This window comes from Microvirga arvi, assembly GCF_016892765.1.
Taxonomy (GTDB): domain Bacteria; phylum Pseudomonadota; class Alphaproteobacteria; order Rhizobiales; family Beijerinckiaceae; genus Microvirga; species Microvirga arvi.
This window is the reverse complement of the sequence record NZ_JAFEMD010000018.1, coordinates 1-20850: the sequence shown is the minus strand read 5'-3', so window position 1 is coordinate 20850 and position 20850 is coordinate 1. Positions and strand designations below refer to the sequence as shown.

Here is a 20850-nt window from a genome sequence, read left to right as displayed (position 1 = left end):
ATCAGGCGTGGCGGATGCGCTTGTTGAGGTGGCGGGCGAGGCGGTCGCCGATGCTCTGTACCGCCTGGACGAGGACGATCAGCACGACCACCACGGCAAGCATCATCTCCGGCATGAAGCGCTGGTAGCCGTAGCGGATGCCGAGATCGCCCAGGCCGCCGCCGCCCACGGCGCCGACCATGGCCGAAAAGCCGAGGAGCGACACGATGGCGAGCGTCAGGCCGAGCACGATGCCGGGAAGGGCCTCCGGGATCAGCACTTTCAGCACGATCTGGAGCGGGCTCGCGCCGAAGGCGCGCGCTGCTTCGATCAGGCCCTGGTCCACCTCGCGGATCGCGCTCTCGATGAGGCGCGCGATGAAGGGCGTCGCGGCGATGGTCAGCGGCACGATGGCGGCATTGGTGCCAATCGAAGTGCCTGCGATCAGGCGCGTGAAGGGAATGATCGCGACCACGAGGATGATGAAGGGCGTGGAGCGCGTGGCGTTGACGATGACGCCGAGCACGCGGTTGATCCACGGAGCCGCAAACAGTTCACCCTTGGCCGAGGTGGCGAGAAAGACGCCAAGCGGAAGTCCGAAGAGGGTGGCGATCAAAGCCGAGACCGCAACCATGTAGAGGGTTTCGCCGGTGGAATTGGCGATGAGGCGGATCATCTCAGGCGACATGGCCGAGGACCTCCGTGTCGAGACCGTGCTTCTTCAGGAAATCGAGAGTGGTGGAGAGCGACGCTTCCGGCACGCCGACCACCAGGGTGCCGAAGGGGCGCCCTGCGATCTCGTCGACCGAGCCCGACAGGATGTTCGTCTCGATGTTGAGATCGCGCGCCAGCCGCGCCAGCACCGGATCGGTGGCGTGCGGGCCGCGGAAGCCGATGCGCACGACCGCCTGGCTGTCGGGCGTCGCCTCGGTCTGCAGACGGCTTGCCACATAGGGCGGCAGAGCCCGGCCTGACTCGTCGGCGAGGAAGGAGCGGGTGACCTCGTGCTGCGGCCGCGTGAAGACCTCGAACACATCCCCCTGCTCGACGATGCGGCCGCCCTCGATCACCGCGACCTCGCGGGCGATGTTGCGGATCACCGCCATCTCGTGGGTGATGAGCAGGATGGTCAGGCCGAGCTCGTCGTTGATGCGGGCGAGCAGGTCGAGGATCGAGCGAGTGGTCTCCGGGTCCAACGCCGAAGTCGCCTCGTCGGAGAGGAGAACCTTGGGCTTGGTGGCGAGGGCACGGGCGATGCCGACGCGCTGCTTCTGGCCACCGGAGAGCTCGGACGGATAACGGTTGCGCTTGTCCGTGAGGCCGACGAGGGCGAGAAGCTCCTCGACCCGCGTCCGGATCTCCGCCTTGTCGAAGCCTGCCACCTCGAGCGGCAGGGCGATGTTCTGGGCGGCCGTGCGCGAGGAGAGCAGGTTGAAGTGCTGGAAGATCATGCCGATGGAGCGGCGGGCGTGGCGCAGGGCCGCCTCCGGCAGGGCCGCAATGTCGGCGCCGTCCACGATCACCTTGCCGGAGGAAGGCTTCTCCAGACCGTTCACCAGCCGGATCAGGGTCGACTTGCCGGCGCCGGAGCGGCCGATCACGCCGAGGATGGAGCCTTGAGGCACTGCGAGATCGATCTCGCGCAAGGCCGTGACGGGTTGACCATCGCGGCCGGGGAAGGTCTTCGAGACCTTTTCCAGGCGCACGATGGGCTGCGCCGGGACAAGGCGCTGCGCCGGCGTGTCGCCGATATAGCCAAGGGGGGCGTTCATAAGTTCGCCTTCAGAAACTTTCGTCGAATGATGATGCGAGACATGGGACATATCGTTCTCCATGTCAACGATTTCGTTCTTTAAATAGGACAATCTGTTTTGAAGAACAGCTTGACGGTTCGAGGAGCCCTGTCGTTATGGTCACAAGACTGCTATCGCTTGCCTGGGGAGGAAATCCTCCTTTCTTTCGCCACAAGCGCGATTGATGCGGCTGCCTCGAGTTTCTAAGAGCCGGGGCAGGAATCCTGGCAGGAGATATGTATGATCAAGGCGAGCCTCGCGCTGGCGCTTATCGGGTTGGGCGTTCTTGCGGCTTCGGCGTCCGGAGCGGTCGCTGTTCCGTTCTACCTGCCCCTGTCGACACTGGCCCTGGCCGGGGTGATGTACATCGGGCGCGACATCCCGAAGTTCCTGCGCATCTTCCTCGTGATGCTCTCGGCCACGCATCTGGTGCTGGTCGCCCTCGTCCTCGGCGCCAGGTCGGGCCTCATCACGGGCGATTACACGGGCTATGTGCCGCCGCCCTCCGCCGCCTTGGGCGCGACCGCGTTCGGCGCCATCATCTTCGGGCTCTCCTACGTGCCCGTCGTCCGCACGATCTGCCGCATCACCGATCTTTATCTCGCCTCCCAGGCCGACAGCGTCATCCGCATCCCCTTCATCGGTCTCGTGCGGGCTCGTGAAGGCGTCATCGGCACCTGGATGATCGGCATCCTCATCGCGATCAATCTCGTCCAGGTCGCTCTCAACGTCCGCCTCAGCTTCTTCTCGCGCGACATGTTCAATGCGCTCGAGGCCAAGGATGCGGCGGCGTTCTGGTACCAGCTCTTCGTCATCTTCACGCCGCTGGCCGCCGTGTTCGTGGCGATCGCGCTCACCGAAGTGCTGCTGCAGAACGTGCTCACGATCCGCTGGCGCGCCTTCCTCAACACCTATTACCTGCGAGAGTGGCTCGGCGACGGGACGCATTACCGGATGCAGATCATGGGCCGGGGCGCCGACAACCCGGACCAGCGCATCTCGGAAGATCTGCGCAAGTTCGTCGAGAGCACCTACTCCCTGTCCGTCGGCCTGATGAACCAGGCGGCGACCCTCGTTTCCTTCGTCGCCATCCTCTGGACCATTTCGGCCGGCTTCACCTTTCCCGGAACGAGCGTGGAAATACCGGGCCTGCTGGTGTGGGTCTGCGCGGGTTACGCTATTCTCGGCACGTGGGTCACGCATCTCATCGGCCGCCCCCTGATCGCCCTGAACTTCGAGCAGGAGCGGGTTGAGGCCAATTACCGCTTCTCCCTGGCGCGCCTGCGCGAATACACGGAGCAGGTAGCCCTTCTCTCCGGCGAGACGGCCGAGCGTGAAGGGCTTGGCCGGCGGTTCGGCCAGATCGTCGACAACTACATGCGGATCGTCGTCCGCCTCATCAAGCTGAACACCTTCACCTCGGCCTATTTCCAGGCCAACGTGGTGGTGCCTTACATCCTCACGGCGCCCTACTACTTCGTCGGCAAGATCTCGCTCGGCCAGATGCAGCAGGTGGTCGGCGCCTTCTCACGGGTGGAATCGGCGCTCACCTACTTCATCACCATCTATACCACGCTTGCCGACTACAAGGCCGTGCTCGACCGTCTCACCACCTTCGAGGGCGCTATCGCGTCGGCACAGCGCGTGGGCGGGGAGAGCAAGCTCGCTATCACGGAGGCTCCCGTCCGTGAGCTGCGCCTGAAGGATCTCGACGTGCGCCTGCCCGACGGCAGCGCCTTGCTGCACACGGATGCGCTCACCTTCCGTCCGGGCGAGCGTACCCTGATGACCGGCCCCTCAGGCTCGGGCAAGTCCACCCTGTTTCGCGCCATCGCCGGCATCTGGCCCTTCGGCAAGGGCGAGGTGCTGGTGCCGGAGGGACAGACCATGATGCTCCTGCCGCAGCGGCCCTACATTCCCATCGGGACACTGCGGGACGCCGTCACCTATCCAAGCAAGATCGACGCCTATAGCGATGCCCAGATGGCAGAGGCGCTGCAGTCCGCGAAGCTGCCCCAGATCGCGCATCGCCTCGACGAGGACCGCAACTGGGCCCAGACCCTCTCCCTCGGCGAGCAGCAGCGCTTGGCGGTTGCCCGGGCCCTTCTCGCCAAGCCCGACTGGCTGTTCCTGGACGAGGCGACCGCCGCCCTCGACGAGCCGACCGAGGCCGACATCTACCGCATCATCAAGGAGAAGCTGCCGCACACCACCGTCGTGTCCATCGGCCACCGCTCGACCCTGGCGGCCTATCACGACCGGCGCATCGACATGAAGAAGTCCGAAAGCGGTCTTTCCACTCCCGTCGACCTGCGTCAGGCCGAGCCCGCGGAATAATCCAAAGCGTCATCCCGGACGGCGCAGCCGATCCGGGATCGTTGGCAGGATGAGGCACTTGCACCTGCGCTGTCATTCCCGCGCAGGCGGGAATCCATAAACGCTGACGGTGCTAAACTGGACTAAGGTGGTGGTCATGGATCCCGGGCTCTGCTGCGCAGCCCCGGGATGACAGTGCTTTACTCGTCCAGCGATCCCGGATCGCCTGCGTCGTCCGGGATGACGCCTCATTCCAAGCGCAAACAAAAGGCCGGCGTAAAGCCGGCCTTTCCGTCCAAGTCGCATCCAGTCTCAGAGCGCGCGCTCGAAGCGCAGCTCGCCGCCGTTCTGGGTGCGGATGATGAGGTTACGGCCTTGGATGTCCCACTTGCCCGAGGAGCGGAGTGCCACGAGAAAAGCCTGCTCGATGGCCATGGCGCCCTTGTCGCAGCTCTTCTTCGTCAGGGCGAAGGGGCCGACGGCGAGGACCTGCTCACGCAGCGGATAGGCTGCGGTGGCATAGGTGTTGCAGCCGGAAAAGCCCGTGGCGCGCAGCTGGTCGTCGAGGCGGAAGCTCGGACGCTCGCCGCTGAAAGGCTTGCCATTCAAGCTGACGGCCACCCAGGAGGAGTTGAGCGGGAAGACCTTGCCACCTTCACCGGGCTGCGGGACCTTGGCATCGACCTGGCGGGTCGGTCCGGCCGGGCGGCCGAGGGTTTCGGCGGCTGACTGGGCGTGAGCTCCCGAGGCGGCGGCCAGAGCCACCAGAAATGTCGCAAGTCGAAGCGCGTTCATCGGAACCTCTACATCGGAAAAACGCCCGGACCATAAGGGTCCTTGAGCATTCAGGCAACGCCCTAGCTCATCCTGCGGAAAAGTGGGCCAGGTTTTCCGCAACAAACGATGCGCTCATCGATAAAGTGGATCGGTTTCCATCCCAAAGGAGGCCTCCACTTGTGAGCCGAACATCGGTGATGTTGTCCTGCACCTGCGTGATGAAGCGTCCTTAGCCGATCCGCCGCAGGAGCCGCTCGGTCAGGGCGTTGGTGGGACGGAACAGGTAATCGAAAGCACGGACGGAAATGTCCTGCGCGCCGATGCCCTGCAGGGCCGCAACGATCTCGAACACGTTGGCCGCGCGGCAATGGAGCACGACCTCGCGTCCCAGGGCATTGCCGTAAGGCAGCGCCGCGCCGTGATCCCGCGCCAGCGACACGAGGGCCGAAGCCTTTGCCGGATCGAGTGACGCCCGCACCTCGCGGCTGATCCGTGCCTCCTCCTCGGCGGCGATGCGCGTCAGGACAGCCGTGGCGGCAGCCTTCGCCCTGCCGCTCCAGGGCGCACGGGCGGAGGCGACGAGATTGGCCTCGGAGCGCAGCATCACGCCGTCGTCGAGGATCTTCAGGGCGTTGGCAGCAAGCGTCGCGCCGGTCGTGGTGATATCCACGATGAGCTCCGCCGAGCCCGCCCCCGGCGCACCTTCCGTGGCGCCCAGGCTCTCGACGATCCGGTAGTCGGTCACGCCCTTCTCGGCGAAGAAGTGGCGGGTGAGGTTCACGTACTTGGTCGCAACCCGCATCTTGGCGCCATGCCGGGCGCGCAGATCGGCCGCCACCTCGTCGAGGTCGGCCATGGTGCGCACGTCGATCCAGGCCTGCGGTACCGCAACGACGACATTGGCATGGCCGAAGCCGAGCGGGGTCAACAGTTCGACCGCCTCGTCCGCATCCGGGATCTGCTCGCGGACCAGATCCTCGCCGGTGATGCCGAGATGGGCGGTGCCTGAGCTGAGCTGGCTGACGATCTCGGAGGCCGAGAGAAAGGCGACTTCCACATCCGGCACCCCGGCGAGCGTGCCGCGATAGTCGCGCGCGCCGCGGGACTGGGTGAAGACGAGGCCGGCACGGGCGAAGAACGCGGATGCATTCTCCTGCAGGCGCCCCTTGGAGGGGACGGCCAGGATGAGGGGGGAATCGGTCATCAGGGCCTCCCCACGATGCGGTCGAGCCAGAAGGAGCAGCCGACCGCCGGGATCGGGGCTTCGGCGCCGAGATGCTCCAGAAGCCGGTCGTAGCGACCGCCGCCCACGACGGGCTTGCCGTCGCTGCGGCGCGGGTCCTGAACCTCGAAGATGAAGCCCGTGTAGTAGTCGAGATTGCGGGCGAAGGTGGCGGCAAACGAGAAGCGGCCCACATCGAGGCCGCGCGCGGCCATGAAGCCGATTCGCTCCTCGAACAGCGACAGGGCCGCGCCGATATCCAGACCTGCGTCCCTGGCCAGAATTCTGACAGCGTTGGCCGCCTGATCCGGATCGCCGGCGATGGTGAGATAGCGTTCCAGCACCTGCCGCGCCTCGTCCGGCAGACCGGTGCGGTTCGCGGCCCGGGCCAGGAAGCGCTCAGCGATCTCACCGGCGCTGCGCCCACCGACCCGGGCGATGCCTGCAATCGAGAGGATATCCTCCACGAAAGCCTTGGCCGCCTGAGGCGCCTGGCCCTCGATGGCGGCGAGAAGGCCTGCATGCTCCTGGTGGCCGGCGCCGTCGGGCTCGCTGATGCTCGCCAGCCCCCGGCCCGACACGATGGCCCGGATCACGCGCCGCTTGGCGGCGGGCGCGATCCCGAGAGCGTCGATCAGGGCATGAAGGAGGCCCATGTCGCCGAGCTTCACGACCGGAGCGGGTCCGCCGATCCGGGCAAGGCCATCGAGGGCAAGGGCCAGGATCTCCGCATCTACGGCCGACACATCCGTCCGGCCGATGGACTCGAGGCCCGCCTGCAGAAACTCGCCGCTTTCACCTGCGCGCATTCGGAAGACCGGACCGCCATAGGAATAGCCGAGGGGCTCGGCGCCGCGCTGGGCGAGATGCTGGAGGCAGACGGGGATCGTGTACTCCGGCCGCAGGCACAGTTCCGTGCCCTCGGGGTCCTGCGTCACGAACATGCGGCGCCGGATGTCCTCGCCCGACAGATCGATGAACGCGTCCGCCGGCTGCAGCACCGGCGGCTCGATACGCGCATAACCCTCACGCTCGAACAGCGCGATCAACGCAACAATGGCATCCGTCTCCGTCACTGGCCTTGCCCAATCCTGAATTCAGCATGCTCTCTAGCAACGCTTGACCGGGAAGGCGATTGTTTTCGACGGGAAGGGTGAACGGGTCCGAGAGAGATCGTGCCACCCGGTATGATTCGGGTGAAAGCTAGATCTGCCGCCTGAGCCAGCGGACGTAGTGCTGTGCCACGGCGACGGCGCGGCCCTGCTCGTTGGGAACGAGGATGCTGGTGTGCACATCCAGGACAGCCAGCATCGGATGCCAGGCCAGGACTTCGCCCCGCCGGCTGACGGCCAGGGCTTCGCCTTCCACCGCGTCGTGTCCACCGCCACCGCCGCCATGCCATCGCAAGCCGCCTCCGCCACCGGGGAAAGGGGTGAGGGTGACCCCCGTCAGGCGCAGGACGAGGCGAGGGCCGCGTGGATCGACGCGGTCGGCAAAGGAGCGCCGCAGCTCATCGAGCGCGGCAGCTCCCACGAGATCGGCAAAGGGTCCGAGCCCCTTGGCCTTCAGGATGCTGACATCCACCGAGAAGGCGGAGAAGGCCTGCGGGAAGCTCTGCGCCCGGGCAGGCAGGACAAAGCCTGCGCCGGCGAGGCCGGCACAGGCGAGAGCTTTCAGGAATGAGCGACGGGAAGGAGGGGACATCGTCGGATTGCTCATCCTCGAAGCCCCCGCTGGTCAGGCGCCGAACCGGACGCCGACGACCTCGTAGGATTTTCCGCCTCCGGGGGTCGAGACTTCCACCGTGTCGCCGATGGTCTTGCCCATCAGGGCGCGGGCGATGGGGGAGGCGACCGAGACGCGGCCCGAGCGCACGTCGGCTTCGGGCTCACCGACAATCTGGTAGATTTTCTCTTCCTCAGTGTCCTCGTCGACCAGCTTCACCGTGGCGCCGAACTTGATCCGATCACCGGAGAGCTTTGCAATATCAATGACTTCGGCACGGGAAATCATGCTTTCGAGCTCAAGGATCCGGCCTTCGTTGAGGGATTGGGCTTCCTTGGCGGCATGGTATTCGGCGTTTTCCGACAGGTCGCCAAGCGCGCGGGCTTCCGCGATCGCCTGGATGATCCGGGGGCGTTCAACCTGCTGCCTTTGCTTGAGCTCTTCCTCGAGCGCCGCAAAACCCTTGATCGTCAGAGGGACCTTGTCCATCGTTTGTCTCGTCCAAAAAGAGGTACGAGGGCGCTGGAAACAGCGCCCTCGCATGTCAACGAAAACTTACCAGAAGCTTCGCAGTTCCAATGTGAGGCCGGATGCCTCAGGCAAAGTATTCCTGAAGCGCCCGGACTTCGAGATCGCCGCTGAGGTATGCCTTGATGCCCTCGGATGCAGCAATCGCTCCTGCAAGAGTGGTGTAGTAAGGTATCTTATGCAAGAGGGCAGCTTGTCGTAGGGAGCGCGAATCCGAGAGGGCGCCAGCTCCTTCGGTGGTATTGAAGACCAGCTGGATGTCGCCGTTCTTCATGGCATCGACCACATGGGGACGGCCTTCCAGGACCTTGTTGATGCGCCTAGCCTTGACGCCCTGCTCCTCGAGATACCTCTGGGTGCCGGCCGTGGCCAGGATCTGGAATCCGGCCTCCTCAAGCATCTGGACCGCCGGCAGGATGCGTGGCTTGTCCGAGTCGCGGATCGACACGAACAGGGTGCCGGTCTTCGGCAGCTGGCTTCCCGCCCCGAGCTGGCTCTTGGCGAAGGCGACCCCGAAGCTGCGGTCGAGGCCGATCACCTCGCCCGTGGAACGCATCTCCGGTCCGAGCAGCACGTCCACCCCCGGGAAGCGGTTGAACGGGAACACGGCTTCCTTGACGCCGATATGAGGCAGCTCCTTCGGGGTGAGGCCGAACTTGGCCAGGCTCTCGCCAGCCATGATGCGGGCCGCGATCTTGGCGATGGGCTCGCCGATCACCTTGGCCACGAAAGGCACCGTGCGCGAGGCGCGCGGATTGACCTCGAGCACGTAGATCGTGCCGTCCTTGATGGCGTATTGCACGTTCATCAGGCCGCCGACTTCCAGGGCGAGGGCCAGGGCCTTGGTCTGGCGTTCCAGCTCGGCGATGATCTCGGGGGAGAGAGAGCGGGGCGGAAGCGAGCAGGCCGAGTCGCCCGAGTGGATGCCGGCCTCCTCGATGTGCTCCATGATGCCGGCGATGAAGCTGTCCTTGCCGTCGCAGAGGCAGTCCACGTCGACCTCGATCGCATCCGAGAGGTAGCGGTCGAAGAGGAGGGGGTTCTTGCCCAAAACCGTGTTGATCTGGCCGGTCTTGTCGTTGGGGTAGCGGGCCTTGATGTCGGAGGGGATCAGGCTCGGCAGGGTGCCGAGCAGGTAATCCTCGAACTGGGTCTCGTCGCGGATGATCGCCATGGCCCGGCCGCCGAGCACGTAAGATGGGCGCACCACGAAGGGCAGGCCGAGATCAGTGGAGATGAGGCGCGCCTGCTCCACCGAATAGGCGATGCCGTTCTTGGGCTGCTTCAGGTGCAGCTTGTCGAGGAGGCGCTTGAACCGGTCCCGGTCCTCGGCGAGGTCGATGGCCTCCGGCGAGGTGCCGAGGATCGGCACGCCCGCTTCTTCCAAGGCATGGGCGAGCTTCAGCGGTGTCTGGCCGCCGAACTGGACGATGACCCCGTGGAGCGTGCCCTTGGTGCGCTCGGTCTCGATGATCTCCAGCACGTCCTCCTGGGTCAGCGGCTCGAAATAGAGCCGGTCCGAGGTGTCGTAGTCGGTCGAGACCGTCTCCGGGTTGCAGTTGATCATGATGGTCTCATAGCCCGCGTCCTTCAGGGCGAAGCAGGCATGACAGCAGCAATAGTCGAACTCGATGCCCTGGCCGATGCGGTTCGGGCCGCCGCCGAGGATGATGACCTTCCTGGCATCGGACGGGTTCGCCTCGTCGGCCGGGGTGCCTGCAAACGGGGCGGTATAGGTCGAGTACATGTAGGCGGTGGGGGAGGCAAACTCCGCCGCGCAGGTATCGATGCGCTTGAAGACCGGGCGCACCGCAAGGGAGCGGCGCAGCTCGCGGACTTCGGCTTCGGTCTTGTGGGTGAGCACGGCAAGGCGCGCATCCGAGAAGCCGAGCGCCTTGATCTGGCGGAAGGCGCCGGGGGTCTGCGGCAGGCCGTGGGCCTTCACCCTGGCTTCCATGTCGACGATGTCCTGGAGCTGCTCCAGGAACCAGGGGTCGATCTTGCACGAGGCATAGACCTCGTCATGGCTGATGCCGAGACGAAGCGCCTGGGCCACCTTCAGGATCCGGTCCGGGGTCGGTGTGCCGATGGCGGCCTTGATGGCGTTCCGGTCGTCGCCCTTGCCGAGGCCCTCGATCTCGATCTCGTCGAGGCCGGTGAGGCCGGTCTCCAGCGAGCGGAGCGCCTTCTGGAGCGATTCCGGGAAGGAGCGGCCGATGGCCATGGCCTCGCCGACCGACTTCATGGCCGTGGTCAGGGTCGGCTCGGCGCCGGGGAACTTCTCGAAGGCGAAGCGCGGGATCTTGGTGACCACGTAGTCGATGGTCGGCTCGAAGGAGGCAGGCGTCGCGCCGCCGGTGATGTCGTTGGCGATCTCGTCCAGGGTGTAGCCGACGGCGAGCTTCGCCGCGACCTTGGCGATGGGGAAGCCCGTCGCCTTCGAGGCCAGCGCGGACGAACGCGACACGCGCGGGTTCATCTCGATCACGATCATGCGCCCGTTCTCCGGGTTGATCGCGAACTGCACGTTCGAGCCGCCTGTCTCGACGCCGATCTCGCGCAGCACCGCCAGGGAGGCGTCGCGCATGATCTGGTATTCCTTGTCCGTCAGCGTCAGCGCCGGAGCGACCGTGATGGAATCGCCCGTGTGCACGCCCATCGGGTCGAAATTCTCGATGGAGCAGATGATGATGCAGTTGTCCGCCTTGTCGCGGACGACCTCCATCTCGTACTCCTTCCAGCCGAGCACGCTCTCCTCGATCAGCACCTCGTTGGTGGGGGAGGCGTCGAGGCCCCGCTCCACGATGTCGAGGAACTCCTCGCGGTTGTAGGCGATGCCACCGCCGGTGCCGCCCATGGTGAAGGAGGGGCGGATGATGGCCGGCAGGCCGACTTCGGAGAGCGCGATCAGGGCCTCGCCCATGGCGTGCTCCTGGTAGCGCTTGCGCCGGTCGTTCTCGCCCGCATCCCACTTGAGCTTGTAGGCGGCAACGATGCGCTTCTTGTCGCCGGGATGCATGTCGAGCGCCTCGAGCCGGGCGAGCTCGGCCAGGTAGGCGTCGCGGTCGGCCTTCTTGAGGGCCGAGGCGTTGGCAAGCCGCGACTTCGGCGTGTCGAGGCCGATCTTGGTCATGGCCTCGCGGAAGAGCTGGCGGTCCTCGGCCTTGTCGATGGCCTCGGCCGTGGCGCCGATCATCTCCACATTGAACCGGTCGAGCACGCCCATCTTCTTGAGGGACAGGGCGCAGTTGAGCGCCGTCTGGCCGCCCATGGTGGGCAGGATCGCGTCGGGGCGCTCCTTCTCGATGATCTTGGCGACGATCTCGGGGGTGATCGGCTCCACGTAGGTGGCGTGGGCGAGATCGGGATCGGTCATGATCGTCGCCGGGTTCGAATTCACCAGGATGATGCGGTAGCCTTCCTCCTTCAGGGCCTTCACGGCCTGGGTGCCCGAATAATCGAACTCCACGGCCTGGCCGATGATGATCGGACCGGCGCCGACGATGAGAATGGAGGAGATGTCTGTCCGCTTTGGCATTGGGCCACCCAGGCGTGTCCAGCCGCGCGGCCGTAGAGCTACGGCGCTTCAAGCGCAGCCGGGGTGTGTCAGATTGAAGGTTGAGAGAGGCTCTTACACGGACCTTGAGCAAATTCAAAGGCCCGAGCCATGATTTAGACAGGCAATGCCGATGCGGTACGATGCGCTGGGAATCGGATCAACGGAGCTGGGACAACATGGCCATGGCTGAGGAACCGCGCTGGACCCTGATCACGGGAGCGTCCAGCGGAATCGGCGCGGAACTGGCCCGGGTGTTCGCAGCCAGGGGATACGCGCTCGTCCTGACCGCTAGGCGGCACGAGCGGTTGGAGGCGCTGGCCGACGAGATCCGCCAAGCCCACGGCGTTCCGGTCGAGGTCATGGCCCTCGATCTCGGGGACCGGGAGGCGCCCCAGGACCTCCGTGATATGCTCCAGGAGCAGGGGATCGCGATCCACACCCTGGTCAACAATGCCGGGTTCGGGCTCCGGGGCTATTTCGCGTCGCTTCCCCATGAGAAGCAGCTCGCCATGATCGACCTCAACATCACGGCCTTGGCATCCCTCTGCCGCCTCATGCTGCCGGGCATGATCGAGCGCCGGCGGGGCGGGATCCTGAACGTCGCCTCCACTGCGGCGTTCCAAGCCGGACCGTATATGGCGGTCTATTACGCGACGAAAGCCTTCGTGCTCTCCCTGTCCGAGGCCCTGCACGATGAGGCCAAGCCCCACGGCGTGACCGTGACGGCGCTTTGCCCCGGACCGACGGAGAGCGAGTTTTCGGACACGGCGGGCCTCAAGGATTCCCGGCTTTTCAAGGCAGGCGTCATGTCCTCGGCAGAGGTCGCCCGCATCGGGGTCGAGGGCTATGAGGCGGGGCAGGCGATCGTCATCCCAGGCGCCAAGAACCGGGCGGGCGCTGTCGGCGCCAAGTTCCTGCCGCGCTTCGTGTCACGCCGGGTTGCCGGGCTCGTTCAGGGAATGAAGTGACGGGCAGGCGATAAGCCGCTATCGAAGCATCGTGACCGCATCTCGCCCCCTCCACCGCCTCGCTCGCCAGTTCACCGCCTTCTTCGGGGTCGGTCTTGTTGCGGCGGTGGTCCATTTCGGAATCCTGATCGCTTTCGTGGAGGCCATAGGCTTTCACCCAGTTCCGGCGACGCTTGCCGGCTACGTTGCGGGAGGGCTGGTGTCCTATGTCCTCAACCGCAGGCACACCTATGGGAGCGACCGGCCGCACCGGGAGGCGACCTGGCGCTTCGCGGTCGTGGCCCTCGTCGGCTTCCTCGTGACCTGGTTCCTCATGCATGCTTTTACGATCTGGCTCGAAGGCCCTTATCTGCCTTCGCAGATCATCACGACGGGCGTCGTGATGCTGTGGAGCTTCATGGCGCACAAGGCGTGGACCTTCGCCTGAGGGCGGATCAGCCTGGGCGGCGTCCCACGAAGGTCATCCGGGCCTGGTTATGCCCGAGATTGCGCGCGGCGCGCTCCGGCTTGAAGCCGGAATCCTCGAGAAGATCGACGATCTCCTCCTCGCTGTATTGCGCGAGTCCCACCTCCTCGCGGATCTTGCGGTATTCCGAGAAGGCGGTGCGGGCGAGACCAGTCATCGCCGATCTTAAGAACCCCCCTTGCCATGCGAAGGACAGCAATGCCCTGGCATCGGTGAGCGGGCTGATGTCGGGCGGAATGATGTCGCCGAGGACGAGCCTGCCGCTGCCCTTCAGCTTGTCATGGGCGAGGGTCAGGAGCCCGCGGAACTCGTCGAGGGAGAGGTACTGGACGAGGGAGTTCACGACGATAAGATCGAAGGAGGCATCAGGCAGGGCGGCAACATCGTCCGTGGACAGCACCGTGATCCGCCCGTCGCCCCTGAATCGCTCGTTCAAGCGCTCGCGCACCAGCGGCGCGGCATCGCTCAAGGTGAGGCTCGCACATTTCGCCGCGATCTTGTCGGCAAACAATGCCTCGCCGCAGCCGTAGTCGAGCACCGCCGCATCCGGGGAGGAGATGAGGCCGATGATGTCGTTCGCGATCAGCCGATAATGGAGGAGCTTATGCCGCTCGCCCGTATAGATCGGAGTGTCCTGATTCCAATAATCTCGCCAGTTCATAACGAGACCAGCCCTATCCCATGCTTAAGGTTTCGTCACCCGGTTTCATGTCCATAGCTTCATCAGCGGCCCGTCAGCTCCGTCAACGGGATCTGCGTCAGGCAGGGGCACTTGGGCGATGCGCTGTTGCGAGGAGGCGAGGGCCTTGGGATCGTCGCGGATCATTGCGTAATCGGCCCCACCCGGATAGGCGCCGACCACGGCGAAGTCGTCGCTCGCATTGATGAGCGCATGGGCGACGCCGGCCGGGATGATTACGACGTCGCCGGCGCTCACCGCAACGAGATCACCATCCTCCCCGCCGAAGCGGACCGAACCGGACCCGGAGACGATGCCGAGCACCTCGTGGGTGTTCGGGTGGTAATGGTGATAATCGTGGATGCTGTCGAGCCAGGCATTCGTCCAGCCGTTCTTGGCGAAGGTCGCCTTGAAGGCCTTGGCCGGATCGTCGGCGGAGGGCGGAATCGCTCCGCGGCGGACGATCAGCGGCAGGGATGAATTCGGGACGATGCCGTTGCTGCGGAAGACGTAAGTTTCCGTGCCGAGCGGCGCGTTGTAGCCCCGCGGATCACCATATCCCTTCGCCTGCGCCATGCGTTCCTCCCTTCGAAATCGGGGAGGGAACGCCCGGGGCAGGCGAAAGATCGAGCGGGGCTTTTCGAAAGCTAGAGCATCGGACGTGAAAAGCGGATTGGCGCTTTTGGGATCCATCCGATGCGTCAGAGAGCCTTACATGCCGATGAGCATCGCCGCGACGGCGCGGTCGATGGACAGGTAGAACATGCCGAAAGCCACCATCGCGGCCATCGCGAACTCGATGATCTGGTTCTTGAAGATGCGGAACTGGGCAAAGAGGTTCTGGCCGAAGATGGAGATCAGCCAAGCTGCCGTGAGCACCACCGGGAAGATGAAGAGATAGGACCAGGTGCTCTCGACCGGGCCTACATTGGCGGGGTCGATCAGGGGGCGGATGTTGCGCACCCAGGGAGCATAGAGAGCGGCGTAAAGCGAGGTCAGCCAGGAGAGCGTGACGGCGATGCCGAGGTGGAAGGTGAACAGGTTGTGAAGCCGGCTGAATTCGCCGGAATCGTCCTCGAAATCCATTGCAAAACCCCCAAATCAAAGCACGGAATCATTTTTCTTTTATGGTTAATGATCGGTTACCGTGATTTGGGCGGCTGGCGCAACCGACCCGTTTGTCGCGGCGCCAGCCTTCAGGCACCTCAATCTGAGGCCTGCGTCTTCTTCTGATCCATCAGCTCGACGAAGCGGTCGAACAGGTAGTGGCTGTCCTGCGGGCCGGGCGAGGCCTCCGGGTGATACTGCACCGAGAAGGCCGGCCGGTCGGTCAGCGAGATGCCGCAATTGGAGCCGTCGAACAGGGAGACGTGGGTCTCCACCGCGTTCTGCGGCAGGGTCTCAGGATCCACGGCAAAGCCGTGGTTCATGGACGTGATCTCGACCTTGCCGGTGGTCCTGTCCTTCACCGGATGGTTCGCCCCATGATGGCCTTGGTGCATCTTCTTGGTCTTGGCGCCCACGGCCAGGCTCAGCATCTGATGGCCGAGGCAGATGCCGAAGGTCGGGATCTTCTCGTCCAGCACCTTGCGGATCACCGGGACCGCGTATTCGCCGGTGGCGGCCGGATCGCCGGGGCCGTTGGAGAGGAACACGCCGTCGGGCTTGAGCGCCAGCACGTCCTCAGCCGTGGCCGTGGCGGGCACCACCGTGACCTTGCAGCCGGCGCTGGCCAGGAGCCGCAGGATATTGCGCTTCACGCCGTAATCGATGGCGACCACATGGTGCTTCTGTGTGCCGTCCTGATGACCGTAGCCCTCGCCCCGGCTCCAGGTGGTCTCGTCCCAGTCGAAGCGCTGCCCGCTGGTCACCAGCGGCACGAGATCCTGGCCGTCCATGGAGGGGAGGGCTGCCGCCTTGGCCTTGAGCGCCGCGATATCGAACTGCCCTTCCGGATCATGGGCGATGACCGCGTTCGGCATGCCCCTGTCGCGGATCAGGGCCGTCAGCGCCCGGGTGTCGATGCCGGTCAGGCCCACGATCTGGCGCGCTTTCAGCCAAGCGTCGAGGTCGCGGGAGGCGCGCCAGTTGGAGGGCTCGGTGATGGTGGCCGCCAGCACGACGCCGCGCACCCCCGAGGACGAGGCGGCGTTGACGCTCTCGGTGTCCTCCTCGTTGGTGCCCACATTGCCGATATGCGGGAAGGTGAAGGTGATGATCTGGCCCGCGTAGGAAGGGTCCGTCAGGATCTCCTGGTAGCCCGTCATCGCGGTGTTGAAGCAGACCTCGCCGGTCGCCTCGCCGACGGCGCCGATGCCGAAGCCTTCCAGCACCATGCCGTCCTGGAGCACGAGAACGGCGGTTGCGCGCGGCTCTGTCCAGCCGCCCGAGGAGAACCCGGTGGTGTCTTTGTCTTGCAGCATCGTCATGATCTCTTGTAAGTCCGGGGCCAACGGGCCGTGCTTGAGCAGGCCACAACCGGGCCGCCCTTGAACTGTCCTGCGTGACTTAAGGGGCGATCGGCGTTCCGTCAACGCTCAAGCGACTTATAACCAAGGAGATATCCATGCTGCGCGAACGTTTCACCGCCGACATGAAGGAGGCCATGAAGGCCGGGGAAAAGGGCAAGCTCGGCGCCATCCGCCTGATCCAGGCCGCGCTCAAGGACAAAGACATCGAGGCCCGCGGCGCCGGCAAGGACCCCCTCTCCGACGAGGAGATCCTGGCCCTCCTGCAGAAGATGGTGAAGCAGCGCCAGGAATCGATCACCATGTACGAGCAGGGCGGCCGCACGGAGCTGGCTCAAGCTGAAAAAGACGAGGTCGCGGTGATCACCTCCTACCTGCCGCAGCAGATGGACGAGGCCGAGACGAAGGCCGCCATCGAGGCCGCCATCGCCGAGACGGGCGCCGCTTCCATGAAGGACATGGGCAAGGTCGTCGCGGCGCTGCGCGCCAAGTACGCCGGCCGCATGGACTTCGCCAAGGCGAGCGGCCTTGTGAAGGACTTGCTGCCGAAGGGGTAAGAATTTTCCCACCCGTCATCCCCGGCCTTGTGCCGGGGATCCACGTCTTTGCGGCGGTTGAAGACGTGGATGGCCGGGACAAGCCCGGCCATGACGAGAGTGTATTTTAGGCCGCGGCCGCCGACTTCCCGAGCACCTCGACGATCTCCTCCGTCGTGACCACCTTGGCGAATTCGAAGCCCAAGGTTGCCACATGGACCTGATGGCTCGTCCGGGCCAGGATCGTCCCGCCCGTCCCGTCGGGAAGGTCGAAGCAGTCGCAGGCATCCTCCACGAGGATCATGTCGTAGCCGAGATTGGCCCCCGTGCGAACGGTCGTGGACACGCACATGTCCGTCGTGATGCCGAAGACCACCACTTGACGGATGCCGAGGCGTTTGAGGCGCAGGTCGAGGTCGGTGCCGATGAAGGCGGAGTTGACGCTCTTGGAGACGACGGGCTCTCCATCCTGAGGCTCGAAGCCCGGCCGGAAGGCATTGCCGGGCTGGCCGTGGGCAAGGGTCGAGCCGGGCGTGACGGAATCATGCTTCACATGGATGATCGGCAGCCCCCGAGCCCGCCATGCGCCCAGGATGGCCTGGCCGTTCCGGTCCACGGCGCCGTTCCACCGGCGCGGCCACGAGGGGCCGTCGAAGGCCTGCTGCATATCCACGGGCAGAAGGATGGTCTGGGCGAAGTTCATGGGGCATCTCCTTATCCTCCATCTCTTCGCGCCTTATGCCGCCGGTTTCACTAGACAAGATGACCGGTCGACCGGCAAAAGCATCGGACGTGAAAAATGGATTTGCACTTTTGGGATCCATCCGATGCTTCTTCTTTAATGAGCGCATCGTTCGGAGCAGAAAACCGGATCCACTTTTCCGCACGATGCGCTAAGTGCCGGTCAGACGGACTGAGAAGCGGCGATTGGGGCATGATACTGGACGAGAAAGACAGGATCCTCATTGCGGCCCTGCGGAAGAATGCCCGTGAAAGCCTCGTGGGCCTTGCCCGCAGCGTCGGGCTCTCGCGCAGCGCCACCCAGGAGAGGATGCGCCGCCTGGAGCGGGAGGGCGTCATCAAGGCCTATACGGTGGAGCTGGCTTCCGCTCACGATCCTGCCGTGCGCGCCATGATCGCCGTCACCTTCGAGCCGGGCTTTCGCTGCAAGCAGGTGGTGCCCCGCCTAACGGGCATTCCCGAGGTCGTCGCCTGCTATTCCCTGACGGGCTCGATCGACCTGATGGTCAATGTGGCCTGCGATTCCAACGCGACCCTCAACCGGATCCGGGACGTGGTTGCTTCCGTACCCGGCGTCGCCACCGCCACGACCCATATCGTCCTCGCGACGGAATGGTCGCGGGAGTAGCCACAGGCGCGCCACTCTTGTTGAGGGATCATTCCGGGGCTGCCGTTCAGCCCCGGAATGAGGATTGACCGGAAGCTCAGTGCTTCTCGGCCGTGTCGCTCTTCGGGCTTCTGGCCTTCGTCGTCTTGCGCTTGCTGTGGTCGCTGGAGCGGTTGACGTACTTGACTTTCCTGGGCTCGGCCTTGGCGCCCTTCCCGGAGCCGCCCTCTTCGCCGATGAGGCTTGGCGGCAGGAAATGCCGGGCGGCTTCCGTCACGACGCCGGCCACGGCGCCGGCTGCGGTCTGCGTCAGGTCGGCGGTCTGGGAGCCGGCATTGGCCGCAGCCGCGCCGGCTTTCTTGGCCGTGCGGGTCCGGGTGAGGACGGTCGCGGCCGCGCCGGCGGCGGCGATGAGGGCGTCAGCCAGGATTTCCCGCCCGAGATCGGAATTGAACAAATCCATGAGGCCCGACTTCTTGGCCGTTTTTGCCAGCTTCGTGCCGGTGCTCTTGCCGGCGCCTTTCTTCGCTTTACTGCTGCCCTTCTTATCCTTCGGCATGTTCATCTCCTGATGGTCAAGCTTGCCAGACAACCCCGATGGAACCGCAGGGGTTCCCGAAAGGCCAAGGTTATCCGAAGTGTCTGGCCAGGACCTCGCGGACGGCCTCGACCAGCTTGTCCTCGGTCACCGAGAATTGTGCCGGGCGGGCTGCCTTCCATTCCTCGTTCGAGGCGATGGCCCCTGCTGCCTTGGCGCCCTCGATCAGGTCCTTGATCTCGACCTCGCCGCGCTCGCGCTCGTTGGAGCCCTGGATGACGACGCAGGGGCTCTGCCGCCGGTCGGCATATTTCATCTGCGCCTTCATGCCCGACGAGCCGAGATAGAGTTCGGCGCGGATGCCGGCCTGGCGCAGCGTCGAGACCATGCGCTGGTAGGCGGCGATCTGGTCGCGGTCCATCACGAGCACCACCACGGGGCCGGGCTTCTCGGCTCCGGAGACGATGGGGCTCTTCACCATCTGCAGGGCCGAGAGCAGGCGCGACACGCCGATGGAGAAGCCGGTCGCCGGAACGGGCTCGGTGCGGAAGCGGCCCACGAGCCCGTCATAGCGCCCGCCGCCACCCACGGAGCCGAACCGGACGGGACGCCCGTCCTCGTCCTGCACCTGGAAGGTCAGCTCGGCCTCGTAGACGGGGCCGGTATAGTATTCGAGGCCGCGCACGACGGACGGATCGATGCGGATGCGGCCGTCGCTATAACCAGCGGCATGAATGCTGTCCGCAATCTGCCGCAACTCCTCGACCCCTTCCATTCCCCTTCTCGACTGGGCAACGAGGCTCTGGATGGTGTCGATGATCGCGAGATTGGCTTGATGCTCTTGTTCCTGAGTCGGAGCCTGCCCAGATTGCGAGGCCTCCTCAAAGGGAAGAACACGCTCGTCCATTCCGGTTCCAAGAAAGGCAAGGATCACACGCTGTGCATTTGCGTCGAGTTCGGCGCCCTTGGTGAAATCTCCCGACTCGTCACGTCGCCCGCCGCTCAACAGCAGGCGAACACCGTCGACGCCGAGGCGGTCGAGCTTGTCGATAGCGCGGAGAACGATGAGCCTCTTGGCCTCGTTCTCCTCGCCACCCAGGCCTGCAGCCTCCAGCACGCCGTCGAGAACCTTGCGGTTGTTGATCTTGATGATGAAATCGCCGCGCTTGAGCCCGAGCTTTTCGAGCGTATCGGCGGCCATCATGCAGATTTCCGCATCCGCCGCGACGCTGCCTGAGCCCACCGTGTCGGCGTCGAACTGCATGAACTGACGGAAGCGGCCCGGGCCCGGCTTCTCGTTGCGGAACACCCAGCCGGCCCGGTAGCTGCGATAGGGCTTGGGCAGGGCGTCGAAGTTCTCGGCCACGTAGCGGGCGAGCGGCGCGGTGAGGTCGTAGCGCAGGGACAGCCACTGTTCGTCGTCGTCCTGGAACGAGAACACGCCCTCGTTCGGGCGGTCCTGGTCGGGGAGGAACTTGCCCAGCGAGTCGGTGTACTCGACGAAGGGCGTCTCGACCCCCTCGAAGCCGTAGAGCTCATAAGACTCGCGGATCGCCGCGAGCATGCGCTCGGTGGCGCCGAGGTCGGCGGGAGTGCGGTCGGCAAAGCCGCGCGGCGCGCGAGCCTTGATCTTGTCGGCTTTGGACATGGGTTTCTTACAGCAGCCGTTTGTTGGAAAGAACGTGCTGCGGTCACTACTCCCTGTAGTGGGGACGGGCAAGGGTTGTTGCCATATAGGCAACATTCGCTTCATTCCTTCCTGGATGGAGTCTGGCCCTGACAAAGCGGCAGAGACTTACTCTGTCAAAGAGCCAGCACCTTGGGGCCCGCAGCCTGAGCTGCGAGCCTTGGGTTGAGATCGAGGGTGGCGTGTCGGGCAGCCCGGCTCGATGATGGATGGTGAAGGTTAAGAGCCGGACTGCTCGTCACGCGCGGTTTGTTTCAGCGG

At 64.9% G+C, this 20850-nt stretch carries 20 protein-coding genes; 5 read left to right on the top strand and 15 right to left on the bottom strand.

Annotated elements, in window-relative coordinates:
* Position 1: 1 nt before the first annotated feature.
* Entirely contained in the window at positions 2–667 is a 666-nt protein-coding gene (locus ILT44_RS13050) for a methionine ABC transporter permease (RefSeq protein ID WP_204240026.1), read from the bottom strand.
* Entirely contained in the window at positions 657–1751 is a 1095-nt protein-coding gene (locus ILT44_RS13045; RefSeq protein WP_204240025.1) for a methionine ABC transporter ATP-binding protein, read from the bottom strand. Before ILT44_RS13045 ends, ILT44_RS13050 begins: the two co-directional genes overlap by 11 nt.
* Positions 1752–2012: 261 nt before the next feature.
* Here ILT44_RS13045 and ILT44_RS13040 point away from each other — a divergent pair, with 261 nt between their 5' ends.
* Entirely contained in the window at positions 2013–4109 is a 2097-nt protein-coding gene (locus tag ILT44_RS13040) for an ABC transporter ATP-binding protein/permease (protein ID WP_204240024.1), read from the top strand.
* Positions 4110–4400: 291 nt separating this feature from the next.
* Here ILT44_RS13040 and ILT44_RS13035 read toward each other — a convergent pair whose 3' ends face one another.
* The 6 genes from ILT44_RS13035 to carB form a co-directional block, all read right to left on the bottom strand.
* Entirely contained in the window at positions 4401–4883 is a 483-nt protein-coding gene (locus tag ILT44_RS13035) for an META domain-containing protein (protein ID WP_204240023.1), read from the bottom strand.
* A 211-nt stretch (positions 4884–5094) separates the two neighbouring features.
* Positions 5095–6069 (bottom strand): ATP phosphoribosyltransferase, encoded by a 975-nt coding sequence (gene hisG, locus ILT44_RS13030; protein ID WP_204240022.1) that lies wholly within the window; start codon positions 6067–6069, stop codon positions 5095–5097.
* Entirely contained in the window at positions 6069–7163 is a 1095-nt protein-coding gene (locus tag ILT44_RS13025; protein WP_204240021.1) for an ATP phosphoribosyltransferase regulatory subunit, read from the bottom strand. Before ILT44_RS13025 ends, hisG begins: the two co-directional genes overlap by 1 nt.
* A gap of 127 nt (positions 7164–7290) precedes the next feature.
* Positions 7291–7791 carry a twin-arginine translocation signal domain-containing protein gene (locus tag ILT44_RS13020; RefSeq protein ID WP_204240020.1) on the bottom strand — a complete coding sequence of 167 codons (501 nt, stop codon included), beginning with the start codon at positions 7789–7791 and terminating at the stop codon, positions 7291–7293.
* 33 nt (positions 7792–7824) lie between these two features.
* On the bottom strand, positions 7825–8301 hold the full coding sequence (gene greA / locus ILT44_RS13015) for a transcription elongation factor GreA (RefSeq protein WP_204240019.1): 477 nt from the start codon (positions 8299–8301) through the stop codon (positions 7825–7827).
* A gap of 106 nt (positions 8302–8407) precedes the next feature.
* Positions 8408–11878, bottom strand: a complete 3471-nt coding sequence (gene carB, locus ILT44_RS13010) for a carbamoyl-phosphate synthase large subunit (RefSeq protein WP_204240018.1) — start codon at positions 11876–11878, stop codon at positions 8408–8410.
* Positions 11879–12081: 203 nt separating this feature from the next.
* Here carB and ILT44_RS13005 point away from each other — a divergent pair, with 203 nt between their 5' ends.
* Complete coding sequence (locus tag ILT44_RS13005) at positions 12082–12867, top strand: SDR family NAD(P)-dependent oxidoreductase (protein ID WP_204240017.1); 786 nt, start codon at positions 12082–12084, stop codon at positions 12865–12867.
* Between the two features lie 31 nt (positions 12868–12898).
* Positions 12899–13294, top strand: coding sequence for a GtrA family protein (locus tag ILT44_RS13000; RefSeq protein WP_204240016.1), 396 nt, complete (start codon positions 12899–12901; stop codon positions 13292–13294).
* Between the two features lie 7 nt (positions 13295–13301).
* Here the strand turns inward: ILT44_RS13000 and ILT44_RS12995 are convergent, their stop codons facing one another.
* From ILT44_RS12995 to carA, 4 genes are all read right to left on the bottom strand, one after another.
* Positions 13302–13994 carry a class I SAM-dependent methyltransferase gene (locus ILT44_RS12995; RefSeq protein WP_204240015.1) on the bottom strand — a complete coding sequence of 231 codons (693 nt, stop codon included), beginning with the start codon at positions 13992–13994 and terminating at the stop codon, positions 13302–13304.
* 45 nt (positions 13995–14039) lie between these two features.
* Positions 14040–14588, bottom strand: a complete 549-nt coding sequence (locus ILT44_RS12990; protein WP_204240014.1) for a cupin domain-containing protein — start codon at positions 14586–14588, stop codon at positions 14040–14042.
* A gap of 135 nt (positions 14589–14723) precedes the next feature.
* On the bottom strand, positions 14724–15098 hold the full coding sequence (locus ILT44_RS12985) for a hypothetical protein (RefSeq protein WP_204240013.1): 375 nt from the start codon (positions 15096–15098) through the stop codon (positions 14724–14726).
* 119 nt (positions 15099–15217) lie between these two features.
* On the bottom strand, positions 15218–16435 hold the full coding sequence (gene carA / locus ILT44_RS12980; protein WP_204240012.1) for a glutamine-hydrolyzing carbamoyl-phosphate synthase small subunit: 1218 nt from the start codon (positions 16433–16435) through the stop codon (positions 15218–15220).
* 143 nt (positions 16436–16578) lie between these two features.
* Here carA and ILT44_RS12975 point away from each other — a divergent pair, with 143 nt between their 5' ends.
* Positions 16579–17037: a GatB/YqeY domain-containing protein gene (locus ILT44_RS12975; protein ID WP_204240011.1), complete on the top strand. Its 459-nt coding sequence runs from the start codon at positions 16579–16581 to the stop codon at positions 17035–17037.
* Between the two features lie 106 nt (positions 17038–17143).
* On the opposite strand, the gene ILT44_RS12970 is transcribed toward ILT44_RS12975, so the two are convergent.
* On the bottom strand, positions 17144–17719 hold the full coding sequence (locus ILT44_RS12970; RefSeq protein WP_204240010.1) for a cysteine hydrolase family protein: 576 nt from the start codon (positions 17717–17719) through the stop codon (positions 17144–17146).
* Between the two features lie 231 nt (positions 17720–17950).
* Here ILT44_RS12970 and ILT44_RS12965 point away from each other — a divergent pair, with 231 nt between their 5' ends.
* Entirely contained in the window at positions 17951–18385 is a 435-nt protein-coding gene (locus tag ILT44_RS12965) for an Lrp/AsnC family transcriptional regulator (protein WP_204240009.1), read from the top strand.
* Positions 18386–18461: 76 nt separating this feature from the next.
* Here the strand turns inward: ILT44_RS12965 and ILT44_RS12960 are convergent, their stop codons facing one another.
* Both ILT44_RS12960 and hisS read right to left on the bottom strand, forming a co-directional pair.
* Complete coding sequence (locus ILT44_RS12960; RefSeq protein ID WP_204240008.1) at positions 18462–18923, bottom strand: hypothetical protein; 462 nt, start codon at positions 18921–18923, stop codon at positions 18462–18464.
* A gap of 70 nt (positions 18924–18993) precedes the next feature.
* Positions 18994–20550, bottom strand: coding sequence for a histidine--tRNA ligase (gene hisS, locus ILT44_RS12955; RefSeq protein ID WP_204240007.1), 1557 nt, complete (start codon positions 20548–20550; stop codon positions 18994–18996).
* Positions 20551–20850 lie beyond the last annotated feature (300 nt).

What these genes read in the sequence shown, in the direction of transcription:
- ILT44_RS13050 (WP_204240026.1), bottom strand. Translation starts at nt 667, where the DNA reads ATGTCGCCTGAGATGATCCGCCTCATCGCCAATTCCACCGGCGAAACC.
- ILT44_RS13045 (WP_204240025.1), bottom strand. Translation starts at nt 1,751, where the DNA reads ATGAACGCCCCCCTTGGCTATATCGGCGACACGCCGGCGCAGCGCCTT.
- ILT44_RS13040 (WP_204240024.1), top strand. Translation starts at nt 2,013, where the DNA reads ATGATCAAGGCGAGCCTCGCGCTGGCGCTTATCGGGTTGGGCGTTCTT.
- ILT44_RS13035 (WP_204240023.1), bottom strand. Translation starts at nt 4,883, where the DNA reads ATGAACGCGCTTCGACTTGCGACATTTCTGGTGGCTCTGGCCGCCGCC.
- hisG (WP_204240022.1), bottom strand. Translation starts at nt 6,069, where the DNA reads ATGACCGATTCCCCCCTCATCCTGGCCGTCCCCTCCAAGGGGCGCCTG.
- ILT44_RS13020 (WP_204240020.1), bottom strand. Translation starts at nt 7,791, where the DNA reads ATGTCCCCTCCTTCCCGTCGCTCATTCCTGAAAGCTCTCGCCTGTGCC.
- greA (WP_204240019.1), bottom strand. Translation starts at nt 8,301, where the DNA reads ATGGACAAGGTCCCTCTGACGATCAAGGGTTTTGCGGCGCTCGAGGAA.
- carB (WP_204240018.1), bottom strand. Translation starts at nt 11,878, where the DNA reads ATGCCAAAGCGGACAGACATCTCCTCCATTCTCATCGTCGGCGCCGGT.
- ILT44_RS13005 (WP_204240017.1), top strand. Translation starts at nt 12,082, where the DNA reads ATGGCTGAGGAACCGCGCTGGACCCTGATCACGGGAGCGTCCAGCGGA.
- ILT44_RS12995 (WP_204240015.1), bottom strand. Translation starts at nt 13,994, where the DNA reads ATGAACTGGCGAGATTATTGGAATCAGGACACTCCGATCTATACGGGC.
- ILT44_RS12990 (WP_204240014.1), bottom strand. Translation starts at nt 14,588, where the DNA reads ATGGCGCAGGCGAAGGGATATGGTGATCCGCGGGGCTACAACGCGCCG.
- ILT44_RS12985 (WP_204240013.1), bottom strand. Translation starts at nt 15,098, where the DNA reads ATGGATTTCGAGGACGATTCCGGCGAATTCAGCCGGCTTCACAACCTG.
- carA (WP_204240012.1), bottom strand. Translation starts at nt 16,435, where the DNA reads ATGCTGCAAGACAAAGACACCACCGGGTTCTCCTCGGGCGGCTGGACA.
- ILT44_RS12975 (WP_204240011.1), top strand. Translation starts at nt 16,579, where the DNA reads ATGCTGCGCGAACGTTTCACCGCCGACATGAAGGAGGCCATGAAGGCC.
- ILT44_RS12970 (WP_204240010.1), bottom strand. Translation starts at nt 17,719, where the DNA reads ATGAACTTCGCCCAGACCATCCTTCTGCCCGTGGATATGCAGCAGGCC.
- ILT44_RS12965 (WP_204240009.1), top strand. Translation starts at nt 17,951, where the DNA reads ATGATACTGGACGAGAAAGACAGGATCCTCATTGCGGCCCTGCGGAAG.
- ILT44_RS12960 (WP_204240008.1), bottom strand. Translation starts at nt 18,923, where the DNA reads ATGCCGAAGGATAAGAAGGGCAGCAGTAAAGCGAAGAAAGGCGCCGGC.
- hisS (WP_204240007.1), bottom strand. Translation starts at nt 20,550, where the DNA reads ATGTCCAAAGCCGACAAGATCAAGGCTCGCGCGCCGCGCGGCTTTGCC.